General features: G+C 44.8%; 14 protein-coding genes and 1 pseudogene. 13 read left to right on the top strand and 2 right to left on the bottom strand.

The genetic code is table 11. The features are described from left to right. The first annotated feature begins 236 nt into the window (after nt 1-236). The 11 genes and pseudogenes from MSA64_RS03055 (at nt 237) to MSA64_RS03005 (ending at nt 15,229) form a co-directional block, all read left to right on the top strand. The gene (locus tag MSA64_RS03055; RefSeq protein ID WP_287890488.1) at nt 237-2,051 is read left to right on the top strand and encodes a Na/Pi cotransporter family protein; all 1,815 of its coding nucleotides are present in this window, start codon (nt 237-239) and stop codon (nt 2,049-2,051) included. A 599-nt stretch (nt 2,052-2,650) separates the two neighbouring features. Continuing rightward, on the top strand, nt 2,651-3,439 hold the full coding sequence (locus tag MSA64_RS03050; protein ID WP_022170913.1) for a PHP domain-containing protein: 789 nt from the start codon (nt 2,651-2,653) through the stop codon (nt 3,437-3,439). Between the two features lie 125 nt (nt 3,440-3,564). Continuing rightward, a complete protein-coding gene (locus tag MSA64_RS03045; RefSeq protein ID WP_154432392.1) occupies nt 3,565-4,830 on the top strand; it encodes a cation:proton antiporter in 1,266 nt (421 codons plus the stop codon). A 157-nt stretch (nt 4,831-4,987) separates the two neighbouring features. Beyond that, a complete protein-coding gene (locus tag MSA64_RS03040; protein ID WP_022170911.1) occupies nt 4,988-6,307 on the top strand; it encodes an aspartate kinase in 1,320 nt (439 codons plus the stop codon). Between the two features lie 106 nt (nt 6,308-6,413). Beyond that, a complete protein-coding gene (locus MSA64_RS03035; RefSeq protein ID WP_158557426.1) occupies nt 6,414-7,193 on the top strand; it encodes a hypothetical protein in 780 nt (259 codons plus the stop codon). 182 nt (nt 7,194-7,375) lie between these two features. Then, nucleotides 7,376-8,398: a phosphate acyltransferase PlsX gene (plsX, locus tag MSA64_RS03030; RefSeq protein WP_022170909.1), complete on the top strand. Its 1,023-nt coding sequence runs from the start codon at nt 7,376-7,378 to the stop codon at nt 8,396-8,398. A 2-nt stretch (nt 8,399-8,400) separates the two neighbouring features. Further along, on the top strand, nt 8,401-8,631 hold the full coding sequence (gene acpP / locus MSA64_RS03025; RefSeq protein ID WP_022170908.1) for an acyl carrier protein: 231 nt from the start codon (nt 8,401-8,403) through the stop codon (nt 8,629-8,631). An 86-nt stretch (nt 8,632-8,717) separates the two neighbouring features. Continuing rightward, nucleotides 8,718-9,059 (top strand): annotated as a pseudogene (locus tag MSA64_RS03020) (ribonuclease III family protein); the annotation flags it as partial. A 19-nt stretch (nt 9,060-9,078) separates the two neighbouring features. Then, a complete protein-coding gene (locus MSA64_RS03015) occupies nt 9,079-11,457 on the top strand; it encodes an AAA family ATPase (protein ID WP_287890485.1) in 2,379 nt (792 codons plus the stop codon). Between the two features lie 131 nt (nt 11,458-11,588). Further along, complete coding sequence (locus MSA64_RS03010; RefSeq protein ID WP_287890483.1) at nt 11,589-12,959, top strand: aminopeptidase; 1,371 nt, start codon at nt 11,589-11,591, stop codon at nt 12,957-12,959. A 218-nt stretch (nt 12,960-13,177) separates the two neighbouring features. After that, nucleotides 13,178-15,229 carry a HelD family protein gene (locus MSA64_RS03005; RefSeq protein ID WP_154431352.1) on the top strand — a complete coding sequence of 684 codons (2,052 nt, stop codon included), beginning with the start codon at nt 13,178-13,180 and terminating at the stop codon, nt 15,227-15,229. Nucleotides 15,230-15,279: 50 nt separating this feature from the next. On the opposite strand, the gene MSA64_RS03000 is transcribed toward MSA64_RS03005, so the two are convergent. Continuing rightward, on the bottom strand, nt 15,280-15,786 hold the full coding sequence (locus tag MSA64_RS03000; protein WP_287890480.1) for a transcription repressor NadR: 507 nt from the start codon (nt 15,784-15,786) through the stop codon (nt 15,280-15,282). Nucleotides 15,787-16,032: 246 nt separating this feature from the next. Between MSA64_RS03000 and ftsH the strand changes: the two genes are divergently transcribed. Both ftsH and MSA64_RS02990 read left to right on the top strand, forming a co-directional pair. Then, complete coding sequence (gene ftsH, locus MSA64_RS02995; RefSeq protein WP_154431354.1) at nt 16,033-17,862, top strand: ATP-dependent zinc metalloprotease FtsH; 1,830 nt, start codon at nt 16,033-16,035, stop codon at nt 17,860-17,862. 151 nt (nt 17,863-18,013) lie between these two features. Continuing rightward, nucleotides 18,014-19,681: a glutamine--tRNA ligase/YqeY domain fusion protein gene (locus tag MSA64_RS02990; protein ID WP_287890477.1), complete on the top strand. Its 1,668-nt coding sequence runs from the start codon at nt 18,014-18,016 to the stop codon at nt 19,679-19,681. A 76-nt stretch (nt 19,682-19,757) separates the two neighbouring features. On the opposite strand, the gene MSA64_RS02985 is transcribed toward MSA64_RS02990, so the two are convergent. Continuing rightward, on the bottom strand, nt 19,758-20,051 hold the full coding sequence (locus tag MSA64_RS02985) for a hypothetical protein (RefSeq protein WP_117525089.1): 294 nt from the start codon (nt 20,049-20,051) through the stop codon (nt 19,758-19,760). Between the last annotated feature and the right edge of the window lie 170 nt (nt 20,052-20,221).

The raw sequence follows: 20,221 nt of genomic DNA, 5'->3' as shown, positions 1-20,221 counted from the left end.
ATAGTTGGAAAATTGCTGAAATTTACACAAAAAAAACGGCGCATTTTTGACGGGATGATAAAAATCACGTAGGAAAACAATCAAACATTGTAATTATGACGGCAACATGGCATAATAAGAAAGGAAATGTTAAGAAAAAGAAAATAAGAAGTAAAACAAAAGTAAAAAGAAACCAAATTTAGAATGTGTCCATTCCGGAAACAGATCCGGGATGTCAGACAACAGAGGAGAAACATATGGCAATTTTTTCAATGATTTTGTCTTTGCTATGCGGTGTAGCATTATTTTTGTTTGGAATGTCTTTGATGGGCGATGGCCTGAAGATGGTGGCAGGTAACAAACTGGAAGCCTTCTTATATCGAATGACAAATACACCGTTGAAAGGAGTAGCTCTTGGTACGGGTGTTACCAGTGTGATTCAGTCATCATCCGCCACGACGGTCATGGTCATCGGTTTTGTAAACTCCGGTATGATGAAACTGAAGCAGGCGATCGGTATCATCATGGGTGCCAACATCGGAACCAGTATTACCGGCTGGATCCTGTGTCTTTCTTATATTGGAGGAAGCGGTGGCGGAATCGCAAGTATCTTTTCTACTGCGACGATTTCTGCCGTTGTAGCTGTAATTGGCATTATTTTCCGTATGTTCTGCAAACGTTCCGTACATAAGAATATTGGAAATATCATGCTTGGTTTTGCCATTTTGATGACAGGTATGCAGATGATGAGTGGAGCGGTTTCTCCGCTGCGTGAAAATCCTACCTTTATCAAGATGCTGACGATGTTTTCCAACCCGCTGGCAGGTATTCTGGTAGGTATCCTGTTTACAGCAGTTTTACAGAGTGCATCTGCCACCGTTGGTGTGCTGCAGGCACTTTCTGTTACCGGTCTCTTAACATTTGCAAGTGCTTTCCCTATCGTACTGGGAATCGGTGTTGGTGCGGCCTGTCCGGTTCTGATCTCTGCGATCGGCGCCAATAAAAATGGAAAGAGAACCGCACTGGTCTATCTGCTGAACGACCTGTTCGGACTGATCATGTGGTCTGTTATCTTTTATACAGCCAATGCATTTGTTCACTTTACCTTTACAGATATGGTGATGACACCGGTATCTATCGCACTGTTAAATACAGTATTCCGTGTGGCAACTGTAGTAGTACTGTTCCCGTTTATTCCGAAACTCGAGAAGCTGGTATGTATCCTGGTAAAAGACAGTGCGGAAGAACTGGAAGACGAAGCAGATTTTGATCTGTTAGAGGAACGTCTGCTGAACTATCCGGCACTGGCAATTGCACAGTGTCACCGTGCGATGAACGGCATGGCAAAGAAACTTCGCAAGAATGTCAACAGAGCCATGAATCTGTTGAATGAATATCAGCAGGATAAGTTTGACAAAGTACAGAGAAAAGAAGATCTGATTGACAAATATGAAAGCCGTCTGGGAGAATATCTGATTCAGCTGACAAAGCGTGAGATGAACACGGTACAGACCCGTCAGGTATCTCTGTATCTGCACACGATCGGTGACTTTGAGCGTATCGGAGACCATGCTTCTTATATTGCGCATATGTCCAACGAGATGCATGACAATCACACAGACTTTTCACCGGCAGCATGGAATGAGCTGAATATCGTTATGGAAGCGGTACGCGAAGAAATCAACATTACCTGCAACGCTTTTCTGAATGATGATAAAGAGGCAGCACAGAGGGTGGCTCCTCTCGGTGTGGTCATCACACATCTGTGTGACGAGCTGAAGATGCACCATGTGGAACGACTGAGCAATGGCAATTGCGGGCTGGAAGAGGGAACTGTATTTAACGATATCCTGAATAGCTTCGGACGAATTGCATCCCATTGTGCAAGTGCCATGGTAGCCCTGATGAAGAGTGGCGAACAAGACCCGGATATGCATATCCGCGACAGTAAGATCTATCCAACGGACAGTTTCGAATATTACACATACTTCAGCGAGTACAAAAAGAAATATGATATCACTGACAAAGGTGAAGAGCACGTGCTGAGCATGGAGCCGGAAGAAATAGAATAAAAAATATAAATTCAGAAAGCTTCCCGGGATTTTCCCGGGAAGCTTTTTTGCTCTACAGGAAATTGCTTTCCTGTAGAGCAAAAAACGCTCCGCGAGGATGCGCAGTGTGTTTCTCATAGTTTACATGAAATTATTTTTACGGAATCCTTTGTTGCTGTTCACTGATGATATTCTGCAAGGCGTGTTGCTGAGAACGGAGTGGACAGTAACCAGTAACAATCTTTTTGCACAGATGAATAATATAGTAGTGCGGAAAGAAGGGTTCTGTTATAATAAAAACAGAAGAAAGCGTTGACGAAAATTATTTTATAAATCGTAACTGTTCAGTACCTTCACAGTTACGAGCTAAAATGCATTTAAACGATAAAAACACGCTTTGCGAGTTTTTATCGTTATCGCGGCACTCATCAAGGTTCCGTGCAAGCACGGACTTTGACTCGTTGCTCGCGTAAATCACCTTCGGTGAAAATTTTACAATTATAATTTGTAACCGCGTACGAAAAAGGTTATAATATCTGTAAAGAAATTAGTAATAACTATCTGCGAAAGTGCAAAAAGATAGGTCGTTATGAAAACTGTACGAAAAGGGGTGAGGGTATATGAAGTTCGATATGCATTGCCATACCAAAGAGGGTTCCATGGATGGAAAAGTCATGATCGAAGAATATATCAAAAAACTGAAAGAAAAGGGATTCGGCGGGATGCTGGTGTCCGATCACAACTCTTATGACGGTTACCGGGAATGGAGAGATTCCATCAAAGGAAAGAATCATACAGATTTCGTGGTGTTAAAAGGTGTGGAATATGATACGATCGACTGTGGACATATGCTTGTGATCATGCCGGAGGGAGTGAAGCTGAAACTTCTTGAACTGCGCGGTCTGCCGGCTCAGATTCTGATCATGGTGGTACACAAATACGGAGGAATTGTCGGACCGGCGCATCCATACGGAGAAAAATACCTCAGTCTGATCAAAACCCAGGCGAGAAAGAAGTTTCACGAAGAACGTCTGAAAAGTCTGATGGAACAGTTTGACTTTGTGGAAGTTTTCAATGCCTGCGAATCAGAAGAAGTGAACGAAAAGGCCAGAAAACTGGCAAGAAAGTATCATAAACCCGGATTTGGGGGAAGCGATGCCCACAGACTGGAATGTATCGGAATGGCGTACACCAAACTGCCGGATAATATCCGCTGTGAATCGGATCTGATCAAATATGTAAAAAGTGTTTCCTATATTACCTGTGGCGGAACCCGGTACGATAAAACAACCAAAGACAAGCTGGGTCCCTTTAATAAACTGTTGGTGGAATCGTTCTTTGTATATAATAAAAGCGGTGAACGTCTGCGCCGGAGAAAACGAATGAAAGAACTGGAAAACCTCCATTGAGCGGTAAGAAAAATATTAAAATTTTATTAAAAAAATATTGTCTTTCCGCTGTAAAAATGCTATAGTAGGCAACAGTGCGGTTCTGACCTGAAGATGGGAACCGCAAAACACAGGGAGGAAAAAACATGGAAACAACGTACAATTTTTTACTGGATCTGGCATTGATCCTGCTTACTACGAAGATCCTCGGACTGGTAACACGTCGTTACAATATGCCACAGGTGGTAGGGGCATTGCTGGCAGGTCTACTGATGGGACCGGCCTGTCTTAATATTCTCCATGAGACCACTTTTATTCATGATGCTGCGGAGATCGGAGTTGTGGTTCTGATGTTCTGTGCAGGTATGGAGACGGATATCGACGAGTTAAAGAAGAGCGGAAAAGCCTCGTTTGTGATCGCATTGCTGGGTGTTCTGGTACCTCTGGCAGGCGGGTTTGCCGTGGCATATTTCTTTAACAAGCCCGGAATTATCGATTCTGATGCGGGAGCCAGTGCGTTTTTACAGAATATTTTTATCGGTGTTATCCTGACGGCAACGTCTGTAAGTATCAGTGTGGAAACGCTGAAAGAGATGGGAAAATTAAAAACTCATTCCGGTAATGCGATCCTGGGAGCCGCAATTATCGATGACATTCTGGGTATTATTGCACTGACAATTGTTACCAGTATGGCAGACTCTTCCGTAAGCCTCGGTATGGTACTGTTAAAAATCGTAGGTTTCTTTGCATTTGCGCTGATTGCAGGTGTGGCATTCTATTATGGTTACAAAAAATGGGAAGAACTGACAAACAGACCACTGCATCGCCATGCAATCATGGTATTTGTATTCTGTCTGTTGCTGTCATATTGCGCAGAAGTATTCTTCGGTGTGGCAGATATCACAGGTGCTTTCGTGGCAGGTCTGGTAGTATCCAAGACACAGAGAACACAGTGGCTGGCATCCAAATTCGACACGATTTCTTATATGCTTCTTTCACCGCTGTTTTTTGCAAGTATCGGTATCAAAGTTGTACTTCCGGCTATGAACGGAGAAGTTGTGGGATTTACGGTTGTTCTGGTAATCGTCGCAGTACTGACGAAAGTGCTGGGCTGCGGACTGGGTGCAAAAGTGTGTGGATATAAGAATTACCAGTGTGCCCGTATCGGTGTCGGTATGATCTCCCGAGGTGAGGTTGCACTGATCGTTGCTGATAAAGGATCAGCTCTCGGACTGATGGGATCTTCATTCCTGGGACCTGTGGTTATTGTAGTTGTGATCACGACTATCATAACGCCAATCCTTCTGAAATTTGTATTTCGTTTCGGACCAAAGGGTGCAAGCGGAACGGGTGCTCTTGCAAGCAACTATGAGCAGATTGAAAAATACCGTGAGGGTGAGATGGAAAAATAAATCAGTCAGTATATTGTTTTTATACAAAAATCATGCGAGAGCATGATTTTTGTGCTATCCGGAGCAAGACATTATTATTGACATATGAAAATGAGAAATCTATAATAGGAGAAAATGAAAAACCGCATATGTACAGTTATGCACAGAGGAGGAAAACATGAAAAAAGTAGTGAAGTTTGGTGGCAGCTCTCTTGCCAGTGCGGAACAGTTTAAAAAAGTAGGTGATATCATCCGTTCAGATGAATCCAGACGTTATGTGGTTCCGTCAGCACCGGGAAAGCGTTTTGATGGAGATATCAAAGTAACCGACATGCTCTATGAATGTTATCGGGCAGCTGAAAAAGGTGAAAAGATTGCAGGAAAGATCAAAAAAATCCAGGCGAGATACCAGGAAATTATTGACGGACTGGGACTGGATCTGAAACTGGATGAACAGTTTGCAGAGATTGAGAAAAACTTCATTGCGCAGGCAGGAAGTGACTATGCAGCATCCAGAGGAGAATTCCTGAACGGTATCGTGATGGCAAATTATCTGGGTTACACATTTGTGGATCCTGCAGAATGTATTTTCTTTGAAGATAACGGAAATCTGGACGGTGAGATGACTTATAAAAAGCTGGAAGAAAGACTGGAAGGAATCGATCATGCAGTAATCCCGGGATTTTATGGATCTCTCCATGATGGAAGTGTGAAGACATTTTCCCGTGGAGGTTCTGATGTAACGGGATCTATCGTTGCAAAAGCGATCCATGCAGATCTGTATGAAAACTGGACCGATGTTTCCGGTATGCTGGTAACAGATCCGCGTATCGTAGACAATCCGGCCGTCATTGAGACAATTACATACAAAGAACTCCGGGAACTGGCTTATATGGGAGCCACTGTACTGCACGAAGATGCTATTTTCCCGCTTCGTCAGGAAGGTATCCCGATCAATATCCGCAACACCAACCGCCCACAGGATAAAGGTACGGTTATTGTGGAAAGCACCTGCTACAAACCGGCCTATACGATCACAGGTATTGCGGGAAGAAAAGGATTTGCTTCTATTAATATCGAGAAAGATATGATGAACTCTGAAATCGGATTTGGCAGAAAAGTTCTTCAGGTATTTGAGGATAACGGGCTGTCCTTTGAACATATGCCTTCCGGCATTGACACACTGACTGTGTATGTACATCAGAGTGAATTCGAAGAAAAGGAACAGAACATTATCTCAGGTCTTCACCGTGCGGTAGCGCCGGATGCCATCGATCTGGAAGCAGATCTGGCATTGATCGCGGTCGTTGGAAGAGGTATGCGAAGAAACAGAGGTACAGCAGGAAGAATCTTTTCAGCACTGGCACATAATCATGTCAATGTAAAGATGATCGATCAGGGATCCAGTGAACTGAATATTATCATCGGTGTGGAAAACCGTGATTTTGAGACTGCGATCCGTGCGATCTACGACATTTTTGTAACTGCTCAGCTGTAAGGAAGAGGGGAAGCCTTTCAGTTGACATATAATTATGAAAATGTTACAATACAACACAGGAATGAAAAGAAATTGTAACAATTTCAAAATAAAAGGAGTAGATAATATGAGATTAAAAAGGGGATTGCTTGCAGGCATAGCACTCTGTTGTATGCCGCTTATGACTGCCTGCTCAGCAAAAGATACAATCGGTATCCTGGTAGGAAATAACAGTGAAGACACAAAAAAAGAGGAAGTTACTGTGGATCTGAATGCAGCAAATATTGATGACAGTGTGGAAAAACCACAGATCACTTCTGAGATGGGAGATCCGGTTACATACGATCTGCATGCGACTGCAGATGCGCTGACTGTGGAAGCCACAGTATCCGAAGGAACGTTAAGCTATCAGTGGTATCGGAACAATGTGGATTCCAATGGAGGTGGAACAGCTATTGACGGTGCAACAGAAGCAACCTATACACCGCCGACCACTGAGTCCGGAACAATTTACTATTATGTAGTAGTAACCAATACAGTAGGTGACGGAGTTCAGCTGACAGCCAGCGGAACCAAATGTGTTACTATCACTGAGCAGGAAGCAGCACCGGAAGAAACCGGGGATACACAGGAAGAGACTACAGAAGAGACTACAGAAGAAGTAGCTTCCGGAAGCTGGCAGCAGACCGATGGAAACTGGTGGTATCAGAATGCGGACGGAACTTATCCAACCAGCTGCTGGCAGGAAATTGACGGTCAGTGGTATGTATTTGACGAGAACGGATATATCCGTACCGGTTGGTATCAGGAAGGAGATAAGTGGTATTATTTCCAGGAAAACGGTGCAATGGCACATGATACGGATGTAGACGGTTATCATCTGGGATCTGACGGTGTGATGCAGTAGCAGAAAAGGAAATCTTATAACAGGAAAAACAGGGGACTTGTCAGGAAAGGCAAGTCCCTTTTATGTACATTTTCATTGCTTTTTTACACAATGTCTAGTATCATATAGATAGTTATACGTTACTTGTTCTATGAGAAAAAGGAACAGAGATATGACAGGTTTATGGGAAAAGAGGATGAAATATGAGCGAATATATTAAAGTGGCCGTGGACGCTATGGGTGGCGATTATGCGCCACAGGAACCGGTAAAAGGAGTGGTCGAAGCACTGCGGGAGAAACCTGAACTGTATGTATATCTGGTAGGTCAGGAGGATGTTCTGAAAAAAGAACTGGATAAATATACGTATCCGAAGGAACGTCTGGAAGTTGTTCATGCATCTGAGATCATTGAAACCGGAGAACCGCCGGTACACGCTATTCAGAAAAAGAAAGACTCCTCTCTGGTAAAGGCACTGCGAATGGTAAGAAGTAAAGAAGCTTCTGCTTTTGTATCCTGTGGCAGTACAGGAGCTGTACTGGTAGGCGGACAGGTCCTGGTAGGAAAAAGCAAAGGCGTGGAACGCGCTCCTCTGGCTCCACTGATTCCGACAGCAACCGGTGTTTCCCTGCTGATCGACTGTGGTGCCAATGTGGATGCCCGTTCTTCTCATCTGGTACAGTTTGCGCGCATGGGTTCTATTTATATGGAATATGTGATGGGAGTGAAAAACCCGAAGGTAGGTCTGGTCAATATCGGTGCAGAAGAAGAAAAAGGGAATGCACTGGTGAAGGAAACCTATCCGTTGTTAAAAGAGTGCAAAGACATTAACTTTATCGGAAATGTGGAAGCCAGAGATATTCCGAAAGGAGTCTGTGATGTCGTAGTCTGTGAGGCATTCGTGGGAAATGTAATCCTGAAACTGTACGAGGGTGTAGGAGCCACTTTGATTTCCAAGGTAAAAGCAGGGATGATGAGCACTCTGCGCAGTAAGATCGGAGCTCTTCTGGTAAAACCGGCATTAAAAGAAACACTCAAAAGTTTTGATGCCAGCGAGTACGGTGGAGCACCTCTGCTTGGTTTGAAAGGGCTGGTAGTCAAGGCTCACGGAAGTTCGAAAGCCAATGAGATCAAAAATTCACTGATTCAGTGTATTACATTTTCAAAAGAAGATATCTGCGGAAAGATTCAGGAGAATATGAAGCAGGATAATAAGGGGGATAATTAGAGATGGAACTGGAAAAATTACAGCAGATAATTGCGGAAGTACTGAATGTGGATGCTTCGGAAGTGATGCCGGGGACCACCTTTACCGAGGATCTGGGAGCAGATTCTCTGGATCTGTATCAGATTATTCTGGGAGTAGAGGATGCTTTTGATATTGAGATTCCACAGGAAGAAGCAGAAAAAATCGTGACGGTGGCGGATGCGATAGATCTGATTCAGAGAGTTGTGGAGTAAACTGTTTTCTGACAGAACAGGAAACAGTCACAGGGCAATATACAATCACCGAAGGTGATATGTGAAAAATAAAATCGGGAGAAAATATGAGAGAATTAAAGGAACTGGAAAAAAGGATAGGATATCATTTTCAGAATCCGGAACTTCTGGAAAAGGCATTGCGTCACAGCTCCTATGCCAATGAACATAAGATGAACCGGATCGAATGTAATGAACGGCTGGAGTTTTTAGGAGATGCAGTGCTGGAACTGGTAAGCAGTGAACATTTATTTGCACAGTTTCCACAGATGCCGGAGGGAGAACTGACCAGACTGCGTGCAAGCCTGGTATGTGAGCCGACACTGGCATTTTGCGCCAGAGAAATTGAACTGGGAAGCTTTCTTCGTCTGGGGAAAGGCGAAGAAATGACAGGTGGACGTCACAGAGAACAAAGACGGTGGAAGGACGATGACAAAGGAGCGGGGCAGCGTGGAGCTGTATCAGCCGGATGGCAGTCTGTATCCGGGAAACAGACAGGAAGTTAACCGGAAACTGGTGGAAATCCTCGGTGTGGATGCCAGGCAGTTTATGCAGATCGCGATGATCGCACAGGGAGATTTTCTGCGGCTGCTGCTGGCAAAGTCCGATGAGCGAAAAGAAATTTTCTCCCGGATCTTTGATACAAGAATCTTCGGACGGGTGCAGGAGGAACTGAAAAACAGGAACAAACGGTGTTACGGTGAGCTGGAGGATAACAGAAAGTCCTGTCTGCGGGAGATAGAACAGCTGGAAGTTTCGGAAAGCACGGTTCAGGAAAAGGAGGAACTGCTCCGGACAGGACAGAAAGAACCGGATCTTGAGGCTGTGCTTGCTTTTGCAGAGCGCATGCTGGAAGAAGATAAATTGCAGTATGAACAGAGCCGGAAAGAAATGAAAAAAACAACTGCGGCGCTGGAAAAACTGAATCAGCGCTACAGTGTGGAAAAAGAGAGAGCAGAGAGTTTTTCAAAACTTACGCAGCTGGAAAAACAGATTCGTGTGCTGGAAGAGAAAAGAGAAGAAAAGGAACAGGAAAAGGAACGGATCGGTGCCGCAAAGCGGGCGGCAAAAGTAGAAATGGTTTATGTAGGCTACCGGGAGACGGCAGAGAGCAGAGAACGGATGCAGATGCAGGAAAAACAGCTGAAAGCGTGGCTGGAGGAACGGAAAGAGGAAACAGAAAAACTGAAAGAAAAGGAGAAAACCTGGAATAGTTATGTGCAGAAACTGGAGGAGAAAGAAGTGCCGGTGCTTGAACGGCTGCGACAGGCACTTGAACAGTACGGACAGCTGCAGAGCCATCTGAAAGAAGCACAGCGTCTGGAAATACACCGGCAGCAGGCAGCAGACAGTTACCGGAAAGCAGACCTTTCTTACCGGCAGCAGGCCCAACGTTATGAAACTCTGTATCAGGAATATCTTGCCGGACAGGCAGGGATTCTTGCTTCCGGGCTACAGGACAATTATCCCTGTCCGGTATGTGGTTCCCTCCATCATCCGGCTCCGGCGGAGCCGGTTTCCGAGAATCTGAGCCAGGAACTGGTGGAAAAAGAGAGAGAACGCCGAAATCAGGCGGAAAATACCAGGGAAGACCGAAGACAGAAGTATCAGCAGTCAGAAAACCTCTATCAGCAGGAAATAGCGGTCATCCGGGAGCAGCAAACGCATCTGTTACATAGAGAACAGACAGAGGAAGAAAGTCTGGAAGTGATGAAAAACCGCTGGGAAGACTGGGAAGAAAAAGCCCGGAAACGATTGATAGACGGAGAAGAAAAGCTTCAGATATCCAAAAAAGAGCTGGATCGTGTCTCCGGGAGTCTGCAAAAATTCCTGCAGGAAGAAAACAGGAAAAAAGGTCAGCTGGAAGAGGTACAGCGACAGTGTAAAACTTTAAAACAACAGGAACAGGAAAAACAGAACGCTTATGAACAGGTGCGGAGGGAACAGCTTTTTGAAAAAGAAGAGGATTTTAAGAAAGCATGCATGAAACCTGCGGAGCTGGAGCGGAGGCAGAAAGCAATAGATGCCTACGAAGAGGAGTTGCGCCGGAGCTGTCAGGAAGTGGAATGGCTGAGAAGCCAGCTGAAAGAAAAAGAAGCCCCGGATCTTGAACAGACGGAAAAGGAGTTGAAAGAACAAAAAGAACAGCAGAGGCTGAAGGAGAGAGAACTCCGAAAGCTTTACAGCCGACGAGAGACGAATCAGCAGGCAAACCGAAGACTGCAGCAGCTGACGAAGGAGAGAGAAGAACTGCGAAAACGGTATCAGGTACTGAATACTCTGAGTCGCACTGCCAACGGGAGCCTTACCGGCACGGCAAAGATCGATCTGGAATCGTATATGCAGCGTCAGTATTTTCAGCATATGATCCGATGTGCCAATCGTCATCTGGAACGGATGGCTGCCGGACAGTTTCTGCTAAAATGCAGAAGTATGGAAAACCTTTCCACTCAGGGGAATACCGGCCTTGATCTGGATGTCTACAGTCTGATCACCGGAAAGGTGCGGGATGTCAAGACCCTTTCCGGTGGAGAATCCTTCATGGCAGCACTGGCACTGGCACTTGGTATGACGGATGTGATCACACAGGCTGTGGGAGCAGTTCATATCGATACCTTATTTATTGATGAAGGATTTGGTTCACTGGATGAAAACGCCAGGGAACAGGCAATCCGTATCCTCCAGGGACTCTCCGGAGGCAGCCGGCTGGTGGGAATCATTTCACATGTAACGGAACTGAAGGAACAGATTGAGCAGAAGCTGGTGGTGACAAAAGGAAAATCCGGAAGCAAAGTCGAGTGGAAATAAGAAAAAGACCTATGCAGACCGCAAAATTTGTGGTACTGTTTTTAATATGGTCTGCAAAGACAAAAAGTAGTGTAACTGTGAAGATGTTGAACAGTTACAAAGTAGTTACAAAGCAGAAAGGGGTAAGAATCATGAGACAGTATCATGAGACAGAAAAAAAAGAGATCCAGAAACTGGCAAAGATGTACCGGGAATTTCTGGATGCAGGAAAGACAGAGCGGGAATGCAGCAGCAATATCTGCAGAATCGCAAAAGAACAGGGTTTTGAAAATCTGGAGGATGTGATCCGTGAAGGAAAGCAGCTGAAAGCCGGAGATAAAATCTATGCGGAAAATATGAAAAAATCCGTAATCATGATGGAAATCGGAACAGATGATATCGAAAATGGTATGCTTCTGATAGGTTCCCACATCGATTCTCCGCGTCTGGACATCAAACAGAACCCGTTATATGAAAACGGAGGTATGGCTTATCTGGACACCCATTATTATGGTGGAATCAAAAAATACCAGTGGGTAGCTTCTCCGATGGCGATCCACGGTGTGATCGTAAAAACAGACGGAACAACCGTGCAGATAAACATAGGTGAGAAACCGGAAGATCCGGTTGTGGGAGTGACCGACATTCTGGTGCATCTGTCCGCAAAACAGATGGAGAAAAAAGGAAGCGTTGTCGTTGAAGGAGAAGCACTGGATCTTCTGGTGGGCAGTCAGCCGATGGATAAAAAAGAAGATGAAAAGGAAGAAAATCCGGTCAAAGCTTATGTGTTACAGCTGTTAAAAGAACAGTATGGCATTGAAGAAAAAGATTTTGTATCTGCCGAGCTTGAGGTTGTGCCTGCAGGAGCAGCAAGGGATTTCGGTCTGGACAGCAGCATGATCATGGCTTACGGACAGGATGACAGAATCTGTGCCTTTACTTCTCTGATGGGATTCTTATACAGCAAACCGTCTGCAAAGACAAAAGTATGCATGTTTGTGGATAAAGAAGAGATCGGAAGCGTGGGAGCAACCGGTATGCATGCTCATTTTCTGGAAAATACTGTTGCAGAAGTGATCAACAGTCAGGGGGAATACTCTGAACTGAAACTGCGCCGCGCTCTGAAAAACTCAAAAATGCTGTCTGCAGATGTCAATGCCGGATATGATCCGCTGTATGCTGAAGTATTTGAAAAGAATAATTCCGCGTACGTTGGAAAAGGAGCGGCGATAAGCAAATATACCGGAGCAAGAGGAAAGAGCGGTTCTAATGATGCCAATGCAGAATATCTGGGTATCTTACGTAAAGCGTTTGATGATGCAAAAGTGGAATACCAGACAGCAGAACTGGGACGAATCGATGCAGGCGGCGGTGGAACTATCGCTTATATTCCGGCAGCTTACGGTATGGATGTGATCGATATCGGTGTACCGATCCTGAATATGCATGCACCGTATGAAGTAAGTTCCAAGGCAGATGTATACGAGACAACCAAATGCTACAAAGCATTTTATGAAATGTAGTAACTATTCAGTAGCCACTGTCCCGCGAGGTGTTTTGACATGAATATGTCAAAATCCCGAGACATACAAGCCAAAATGCCATCACCGAAGGTGATTTTTTATGCATTTTGGCTCGTAACTGTGAAGGTACTGAACAGAGTTATGAAATGTAAATAACAGGGGCTGTGGTGCGTGCCGGTAAGACCGTACAACAGCCTCTTGTATAAAGGAAGAGGACGATGACAGACCAAACTGCTTACTTAAACCTGGTACTAGAAAAACTGAAAGAACGAATCGCAAAGCTGAATCTGTCCCTTGAAGAAGGGGCAAAAGAAGTAGAAGACATGCATGAATACTACTGGGAAAACTATACGGAGATGGATCAGTACGGATATGAGGATTATGATAATCAGCAGGCTCTGTTGAATCAGCTGAATACAAATCAGCAGCAGATGCATCTGAAACACCGGTTTCAGAAAATGCTTGATTCCCCTTTCTTTGGCAGAGTGGATTTCTGTTATGACGGAGAAGATGCGGCGGAAAGTTTTTATATTGGTATCGGCAATTTTGCTGAAAGAACCGGACAGACACCTCTGGTATATGACTGGCGTGCCCCGGTGAGCGGTCTCTTTTATGATTTCGATAAAGGAGAAGCCTGGTATGAAGCACCGGGAGGACGGATGGATGGAGAAATTGTCTCCAAGTGGCAGTATAAGATCAAAAACGGGAAAATGATCTATGCCTTTGAGAGTGATGTGAAGATCGATGATGATATCCTGAAAGCGGAGCTTGGAGCCAATGGAGATGTCCAGCTGAAAAATATTGTGCGGACGATCCAGAAAGAGCAAAATGCGATTATCCGAAATACCAGTGATCGGATTCTGGTGATCCAGGGAGTGGCTGGAAGCGGAAAGACTTCGGTGGCACTTCACAGGATTGCGTATCTTTTATATCATGACCGGAAAAACCTGAAATCCTCGAATATTCTGATCTTATCGCCAAATGGTGTATTTTCAGATTATATTTCCCATATTTTACCGGAACTGGGAGAAGAAAATATTCAGGAAATGAGTTTTGATCTCTTTGCTTACCGGGAACTCAAAGATGTGGTGCCGGACTGTGAAGACCGGTATGATATGATTGAAAGGAACCTGGTACAGCCGAAGGAGCGGGGAAGATACTGGGAAAAGCAGTCTCCGGATTTTCTGAACCAGATGGAAGGTTATCTGATGGAACTAGAGGACAGTCTGATGGATATCCGGGATTTTACGTATCGAAATTACGAGATCAAAGCATCCCGGATCCTGCTTCTATTTTATACCCGGTTTCTGGAGATTCCGTTACTGTCCCGGATGGATGCAGTGCGGGAATATGTGGTTGATGATTATGAAACTCTTGCCGGACGGGATCTGAACGAGGAAGAACAGCAGTATTTTTACGAACAGTTCATGGCGATGTATGAGACGAGAGATATCTATGTGCTGTACAGCCGTTTTCTGGAGTCTGTCGGGATGCGTCCGCTCCCATCGGTATGGTATGAGAAGCGTATGCTGCGTTATGAGGATGTCTATCCGGTGCTGTATCTGAAATATCGTCTGTTACAGCCCGCAAAACGTGCAGGAGTCAAACATCTGGTAATCGATGAGATGCAGGATTATACGCCGATGCAGTACCAGATTTTGTCACAGCTTTTTCCGTGCAAGATGACGATTCTTGGAGACCGGGCACAGACTATGGATGAAAAACAGCAGGATGTGCTGACATTTTTACCGGGGATTCTCGGGAAAAAACTTCGAAAAATCGTGATGGATAAAAGCTATCGGAATACGGTGGAAATCGCTGCTTATGCGGCTGAACTTGCCGGAATTACTGATCTTAAACTTTTTGAACGCCATGGAAAACCGGTGTGTGAGAAAAAAATCACAGAGGAAGAAGTTACCGCACAGATTCTGAAGGAACTGCGGGTACAGCCGGACGGTTATGAGACAGCAGCAGTTCTTACCATAACCGATCAGGAAGCGTGGAAGATGGCAGCAATCCTGAAAAAAGAGCTGGGAGATGAACAGGTTACCTATATGAACAAGGACAGTTCCCGGTTCAAAAAAGGTATTACGGTGACAACGTTCTATCTTGCGAAGGGTCTGGAATTCGATCAGGTATTTACTGTCTGGGGAAGACAGCCGGAGGACGATCTGATCCGGCAGGCAAAATATATCTGTGCAACGAGAGCACTGCACGAACTGTATATGTATCAGGTTGTGACAGAGAAAAGCAGAGACAATAGAGAATAAGATACCGGGAAAATAGAAAACGGACAAAAAAGGATATCACAGCCAGAAAGTTACTGGCAGAGATATCCTTTCTTTCCTAATTCCTGTCCGATCAGATCCAGAGTTTCGCCGGAGTCCGCGGAGACGGTATGATAATGGTAATCGGAAGTGACATCTTTCAGTGGCGTGGATTTGCCGCTATTTAACTCTTCCAGAAAGATCTGTACGTCTCTGCGTGATGAAATATGCAAGGGTGCCTGAAGCTGGCCGTAGATTTTATGATGAACAAAGACATCTTCAACGGTGCCGCCGAGATCCACAATGGTGCATAACTCATCGACAATCTGTTCGCTGGTGTGAAAAACTTTGAAAATACGGGAGACACGGAGAGGGGCCTGGATCAGATACCCGCGATTGGTGGAAAGCACTTCATGTCCCTGAGCACGAAGCAGTGCCATATCCTGAACAATCACCTGGCGGCTGACGGTAAAATGCTTTGCCAGTGAGGCACCGGAAATTGGTGTCTGTGTCCCGGATAAAAGTTGTAATAGTTCCTGTCGGCGTTCGCTGCCTGTCATGAGATTCCTCCTGTTGTGATATGATATGAGAATTATAAGCGTACAGAGTACGGAACAATTCGGTATCAAAGAGGTCAGAATACCTTTTGACCCCGACATCTTAATATATAAAAGAGTATATGCCAGAAAGAGGATAATTTCCAGTTATATTTTATGAGAAATTTATAAAAATTTTCTGATAGTTTTCTTGCAGGAAGCATTTTCCAGGGTATACAATAAAGTATATGAGAAAGGAGAAAAAAGGATATGAATGAAGTCAAAAACAATTCGCCGAAACGGCCTGTGATTTTCTATTATGCAATCGCACTGGTCGTTCTGTTGGCTCTGAACTTTCTGCTGGTGCCTTGGATGAGTGAGCGAAGTGTAAAAGAGACCGGATATAACGAGTTCTTAAGCCAGGTCAGTGCCGGTAATGTAACTGAAGTAGAGGTACAGGAACAGAATGCTGTAATTTACTATAAAGTAAATGTAAACGGCAGGGAAGAGGTCTGCAAGACAGGAACTATGAATGACCCTGATCTGGTAGATCGGCTGAATCAGGCGAATGTAAAGTTTGGTTCTGTGATTCCGCAGAAACAGTCCATGTTGGGTACCCTGATTTTCAGCTGGGTGATCCCGATTGTGATTTTTGTGTTGATCGGAAACTGGCTTTCCAAGAAAATGGCAAAGAGCATGGGTGGCGGTCCGGGCAGTATGATGTTCGGAAAGAGTAATGCAAAGATTTATGTAAAATCATCTACCGGTATCAAGTTTTCTGATGTGGCAGGTGAGGATGAGGCAAAGGAACTGCTGACAGAGATTGTAGATTATCTGCATCATCCGGAACGTTATCAGGATATCGGTGCACAGATGCCGAAAGGAGCCCTGCTTGTAGGCCCTCCTGGAACCGGTAAAACATTACTGGCCAAAGCGGTAGCCGGTGAGGCGGAAGTACCTTTTTTTTCCATCTCAGGATCAGAGTTTGTGGAGATGTTCGTAGGTATGGGTGCTGCAAAGGTGCGTGACCTGTTCAAACAGGCGAACGAAAAAGCACCGTGTATCGTTTTTATCGACGAGATCGATACCATTGGTAAAAAGCGTGACGGCAATATCGGCGGTAATGATGAGAGAGAACAGACTCTGAACCAGCTGCTGACTGAGATGGACGGATTTGATGGATCCAAAGGTGTTGTCATTCTGGCAGCAACCAACCGTCCGGATTCCCTGGATCCTGCACTGCTTCGTCCGGGACGTTTCGACCGGAGAATCCCGGTGGAACTGCCGGATCTGCAGGGAAGGGAAGAGATCCTGAAGGTTCATGCAAAGAAGATCAAGATTGCAGATAACGTAGACTTCAGTGCTATTGCGAAAGCTGCAGCCGGTGCTTCCGGTGCCGAACTTGCCAATATTGTCAATGAGGCAGCACTCCGTGCGGTCAGAGATGGCAGACGATTTGCCACACAGGCAGATATGGAAGAGAGTATCGAAGTGGTTATCGCCGGTTATCAGAAGAAGAACCGTGTACTTTCTGAGAAAGAGAAACTGATCGTATCCTATCATGAAATTGGCCATGCACTGGTAGCGGCAAAACAGACGAATTCTGCACCGGTACACAAGATCACCATCATTCCCAGAACTTCCGGTGCCCTCGGCTACACGATGCAGGTGGAAGACGGTGAACATTATCTGATGAATAAGGAAGAACTGGAGAATAAGATTGCTACATTCACCGGTGGACGCGCCGCGGAGGAACTGATCTTCCATTCTGTCACAACCGGTGCTTCCAACGACATAGAACAGGCAACCAAACTGGCAAGGGGTATGATCACCCGTTACGGTATGAGCGATGAGTTCGACATGGTGGCGATGGAAAATGTCAGCAACCAGTATCTGGGCGGTGATTCCTCCCTGAGTTGCTCCTTCGAGACACAGACACTGATCGACAAGAAAGTGGTAGAGCTGGTAAAACAGCAGCACGAGAAAGCACTGCAGATTCTGCAGGACAATATTATGAAACTGCATGAACTGGCAAAATACCTGTATGAAAATGAAACCATCACCGGCGAAGAATTCATGCAGATTCTGGAAAGACAATAGAAAAAGCCCTTTAATTCTTAAAAAAAATGTGGTAATATGAAGACTATATCAGAGCGTGTCTGGTTTCAGACACGCTCTCGTGGTTGCATTACATATTAATCATTAGTTCAATGGACCAATGATTGATTATTTTGAATTGAGGAGGAGTGTAATGGAAAAAGAAGTAGTTTCCAAGAATTTTATTGAACAGATTATAGAAAAGGACCTGGCAGAAGGGAAATACGAGACAATCTGCACCCGTTTTCCCCCGGAACCGAACGGATATCTGCATATCGGACATGCAAAATCCATTCTGTTAAACTATGGTCTTTCTCAGGAATATAACGGAAAATTCAACCTGCGGTTTGATGATACCAACCCGACCAAAGAAAAGATCGAATTTGTGGAGTCCATCCAGGCAGATGTAAAATGGCTGGGAGCTGACTGGGAAGACCGTCTGTTCTTTGCATCCAACTATTTTGACCAGATGTACGAAGCAGCCATTAAACTGATTAAAAAGGGAAAAGCATTTGTATGTGATCTGACAGCAGAGCAGATCCGTGAATATCGCGGAACCCTGACAGAGCCTGGAAAGAACAGCCCGTACCGTGACAGAAGCGTGGAAGAAAACCTGGATCTGTTTGAACGGATGAAAAACGGAGAGTTTGAGGATGGAACAAAAGTTCTGCGTGCCAAGATCGATATGGCATCTCCGAACATCAATATGAGAGATCCGGTTATCTACCGTGTGGCACATATGACACACCACAACACCGGAGACAAATGGTGCATCTACCCAATGTACGATTTCGCACATCCGATCGAGGATGCAATTGAGGGAGTTACTCATTCTATCTGTACGCTGGAATTTGAAGATCACCGTCCGTTATATGACTGGGTGGTAAGAGAACTGGAATATCAGTATCCGCCAAAGCAGATTGAATTTGCAAAACTGTACCTGACCAATGTGGTAACCGGAAAACGTTATATCAAACGTTTGGTAGAAGAGGGTATCGTAGACGGCTGGGATGATCCGCGTCTGGTATCCATCGCCGCTCTGAGAAGAAGAGGATTTACACCGGAATCCATCAAGATGTTTGTGGAACTGTGTGGTGTGTCCAAGGCAAACAGCTCTGTGGACTATGCTATGCTGGAGTATTGCATCCGTGAAGATCTGAAACTGAAACGTTCCCGTGTGATGGCGATCCTGGATCCGGTAAAACTGATCATTGACAATTATCCGCAAGGTCAGATCGAAGAGCTGGAAGCTCCGAACAACATGGAAAATGAAACTCTGGGAACCAGAAAAGTACCGTTTGGCAAAGAACTGTACATTGAGAGAGAAGATTTCATGGTAGAACCTCCCAAAAAATACAAACGTCTTTACCCGGGCAACGAAGTACGTCTGATGAATGCCTATTTTGTAACCTGTGTGGGTTATGATACCGACGAAGATGGCAACGTGACAGCCGTTCACTGTACGTACGATCCTGCTTCCAAGGGAGGCAATTCGCCGGACGGAAGAAAAGTAAAAGGAACTATTCACTGGGTAAGCGCACAGGATAATGTGCAGGCAGAGGTTCGTCTGTATGAAAATATCATTGATGAAGAGAAGGGTGTTTATAACGAAGACGGTTCCCTGAACCTGAACCCGAACTCTCTGACGGTTCTGAAAAACTGTTATGTAGAAAAGAGCCTGAAAGATGCGAAAGCATATGACAGCTTCCAGTTCGTAAGAAACGGATTTTTCTGTGTGGATGCAAAAGATTCCAAAGAGGGAGCGCTGGTATTTAACCGGATCGTTTCTCTTAAGAGTTCTTTCAAACTGCCAAATAAATAAAAAGATAAGAAAAGCGGAACAGCTGCAGACCTGTGAAACAGGAGCAGTCGTTCCGCTTTTTAACTTACATGAACAATCAGTCTTCTGAATTGTCAGAAGGAGTTTCTTTTTCAGAAGCGTCTTCTTCAGATTCTTCTATATGTTTTTCGTCTTCAGGAACAGGCGAATCTGAAGGAATCGTGGTGTAGCTGCGGCATGGGGTGCAGCTGCTGACTTCCGGGTTTTCTTCTTCACCATCCCACAGATCATCAAAGTCCTCCTCACCGAGGTCATTGACTTCTTTACATTTTTTTATATAGGCAAAGGCAGCACCTAAAGCAGTACCAACGATGGCCAGTCCAGTCAGAGTTTTTAAAAGTTTTTTATTCATTTGCGTCAGTCTCCTTTTTTGTACTCTCATATCATAATATCTATTCTAATCCATTTTGCGTTAAAAGAAAAGGATTATTTTTAAGAGAACAGACGGTGGAGGGTGAACAGTAATGCGTTTCCGCTTGCATCAGGCGGTGACAGGAAGTATAATGTAAGAAATCTGAGAAT

Origin of the sequence: Oliverpabstia sp. (assembly GCF_022785585.1) — a bacterium.
Lineage (GTDB): Bacteria > Bacillota > Clostridia > Lachnospirales > Lachnospiraceae > Oliverpabstia > Oliverpabstia intestinalis.
This window is presented reverse-complemented; position numbering and strand designations above follow the sequence as displayed.

Excerpts from the sequence above, each read along its gene's own strand:
- MSA64_RS03055 (WP_287890488.1), top strand. The coding sequence starts at position 237 with ATGGCAATTTTTTCAATGATTTTGTCTTTGCTATGCGGTGTAGCATTA.
- MSA64_RS03050 (WP_022170913.1), top strand. The coding sequence starts at position 2,651 with ATGAAGTTCGATATGCATTGCCATACCAAAGAGGGTTCCATGGATGGA.
- MSA64_RS03045 (WP_154432392.1), top strand. The coding sequence starts at position 3,565 with ATGGAAACAACGTACAATTTTTTACTGGATCTGGCATTGATCCTGCTT.
- MSA64_RS03040 (WP_022170911.1), top strand. The coding sequence starts at position 4,988 with ATGAAAAAAGTAGTGAAGTTTGGTGGCAGCTCTCTTGCCAGTGCGGAA.
- MSA64_RS03035 (WP_158557426.1), top strand. The coding sequence starts at position 6,414 with ATGAGATTAAAAAGGGGATTGCTTGCAGGCATAGCACTCTGTTGTATG.
- plsX (WP_022170909.1), top strand. The coding sequence starts at position 7,376 with ATGAGCGAATATATTAAAGTGGCCGTGGACGCTATGGGTGGCGATTAT.
- acpP (WP_022170908.1), top strand. The coding sequence starts at position 8,401 with ATGGAACTGGAAAAATTACAGCAGATAATTGCGGAAGTACTGAATGTG.
- MSA64_RS03015 (WP_287890485.1), top strand. The coding sequence starts at position 9,079 with ATGACAAAGGAGCGGGGCAGCGTGGAGCTGTATCAGCCGGATGGCAGT.
- MSA64_RS03010 (WP_287890483.1), top strand. The coding sequence starts at position 11,589 with ATGAGACAGTATCATGAGACAGAAAAAAAAGAGATCCAGAAACTGGCA.
- MSA64_RS03005 (WP_154431352.1), top strand. The coding sequence starts at position 13,178 with ATGACAGACCAAACTGCTTACTTAAACCTGGTACTAGAAAAACTGAAA.
- MSA64_RS03000 (WP_287890480.1), bottom strand. The coding sequence starts at position 15,786 with ATGACAGGCAGCGAACGCCGACAGGAACTATTACAACTTTTATCCGGG.
- ftsH (WP_154431354.1), top strand. The coding sequence starts at position 16,033 with ATGAATGAAGTCAAAAACAATTCGCCGAAACGGCCTGTGATTTTCTAT.
- MSA64_RS02990 (WP_287890477.1), top strand. The coding sequence starts at position 18,014 with ATGGAAAAAGAAGTAGTTTCCAAGAATTTTATTGAACAGATTATAGAA.
- MSA64_RS02985 (WP_117525089.1), bottom strand. The coding sequence starts at position 20,051 with ATGAATAAAAAACTTTTAAAAACTCTGACTGGACTGGCCATCGTTGGT.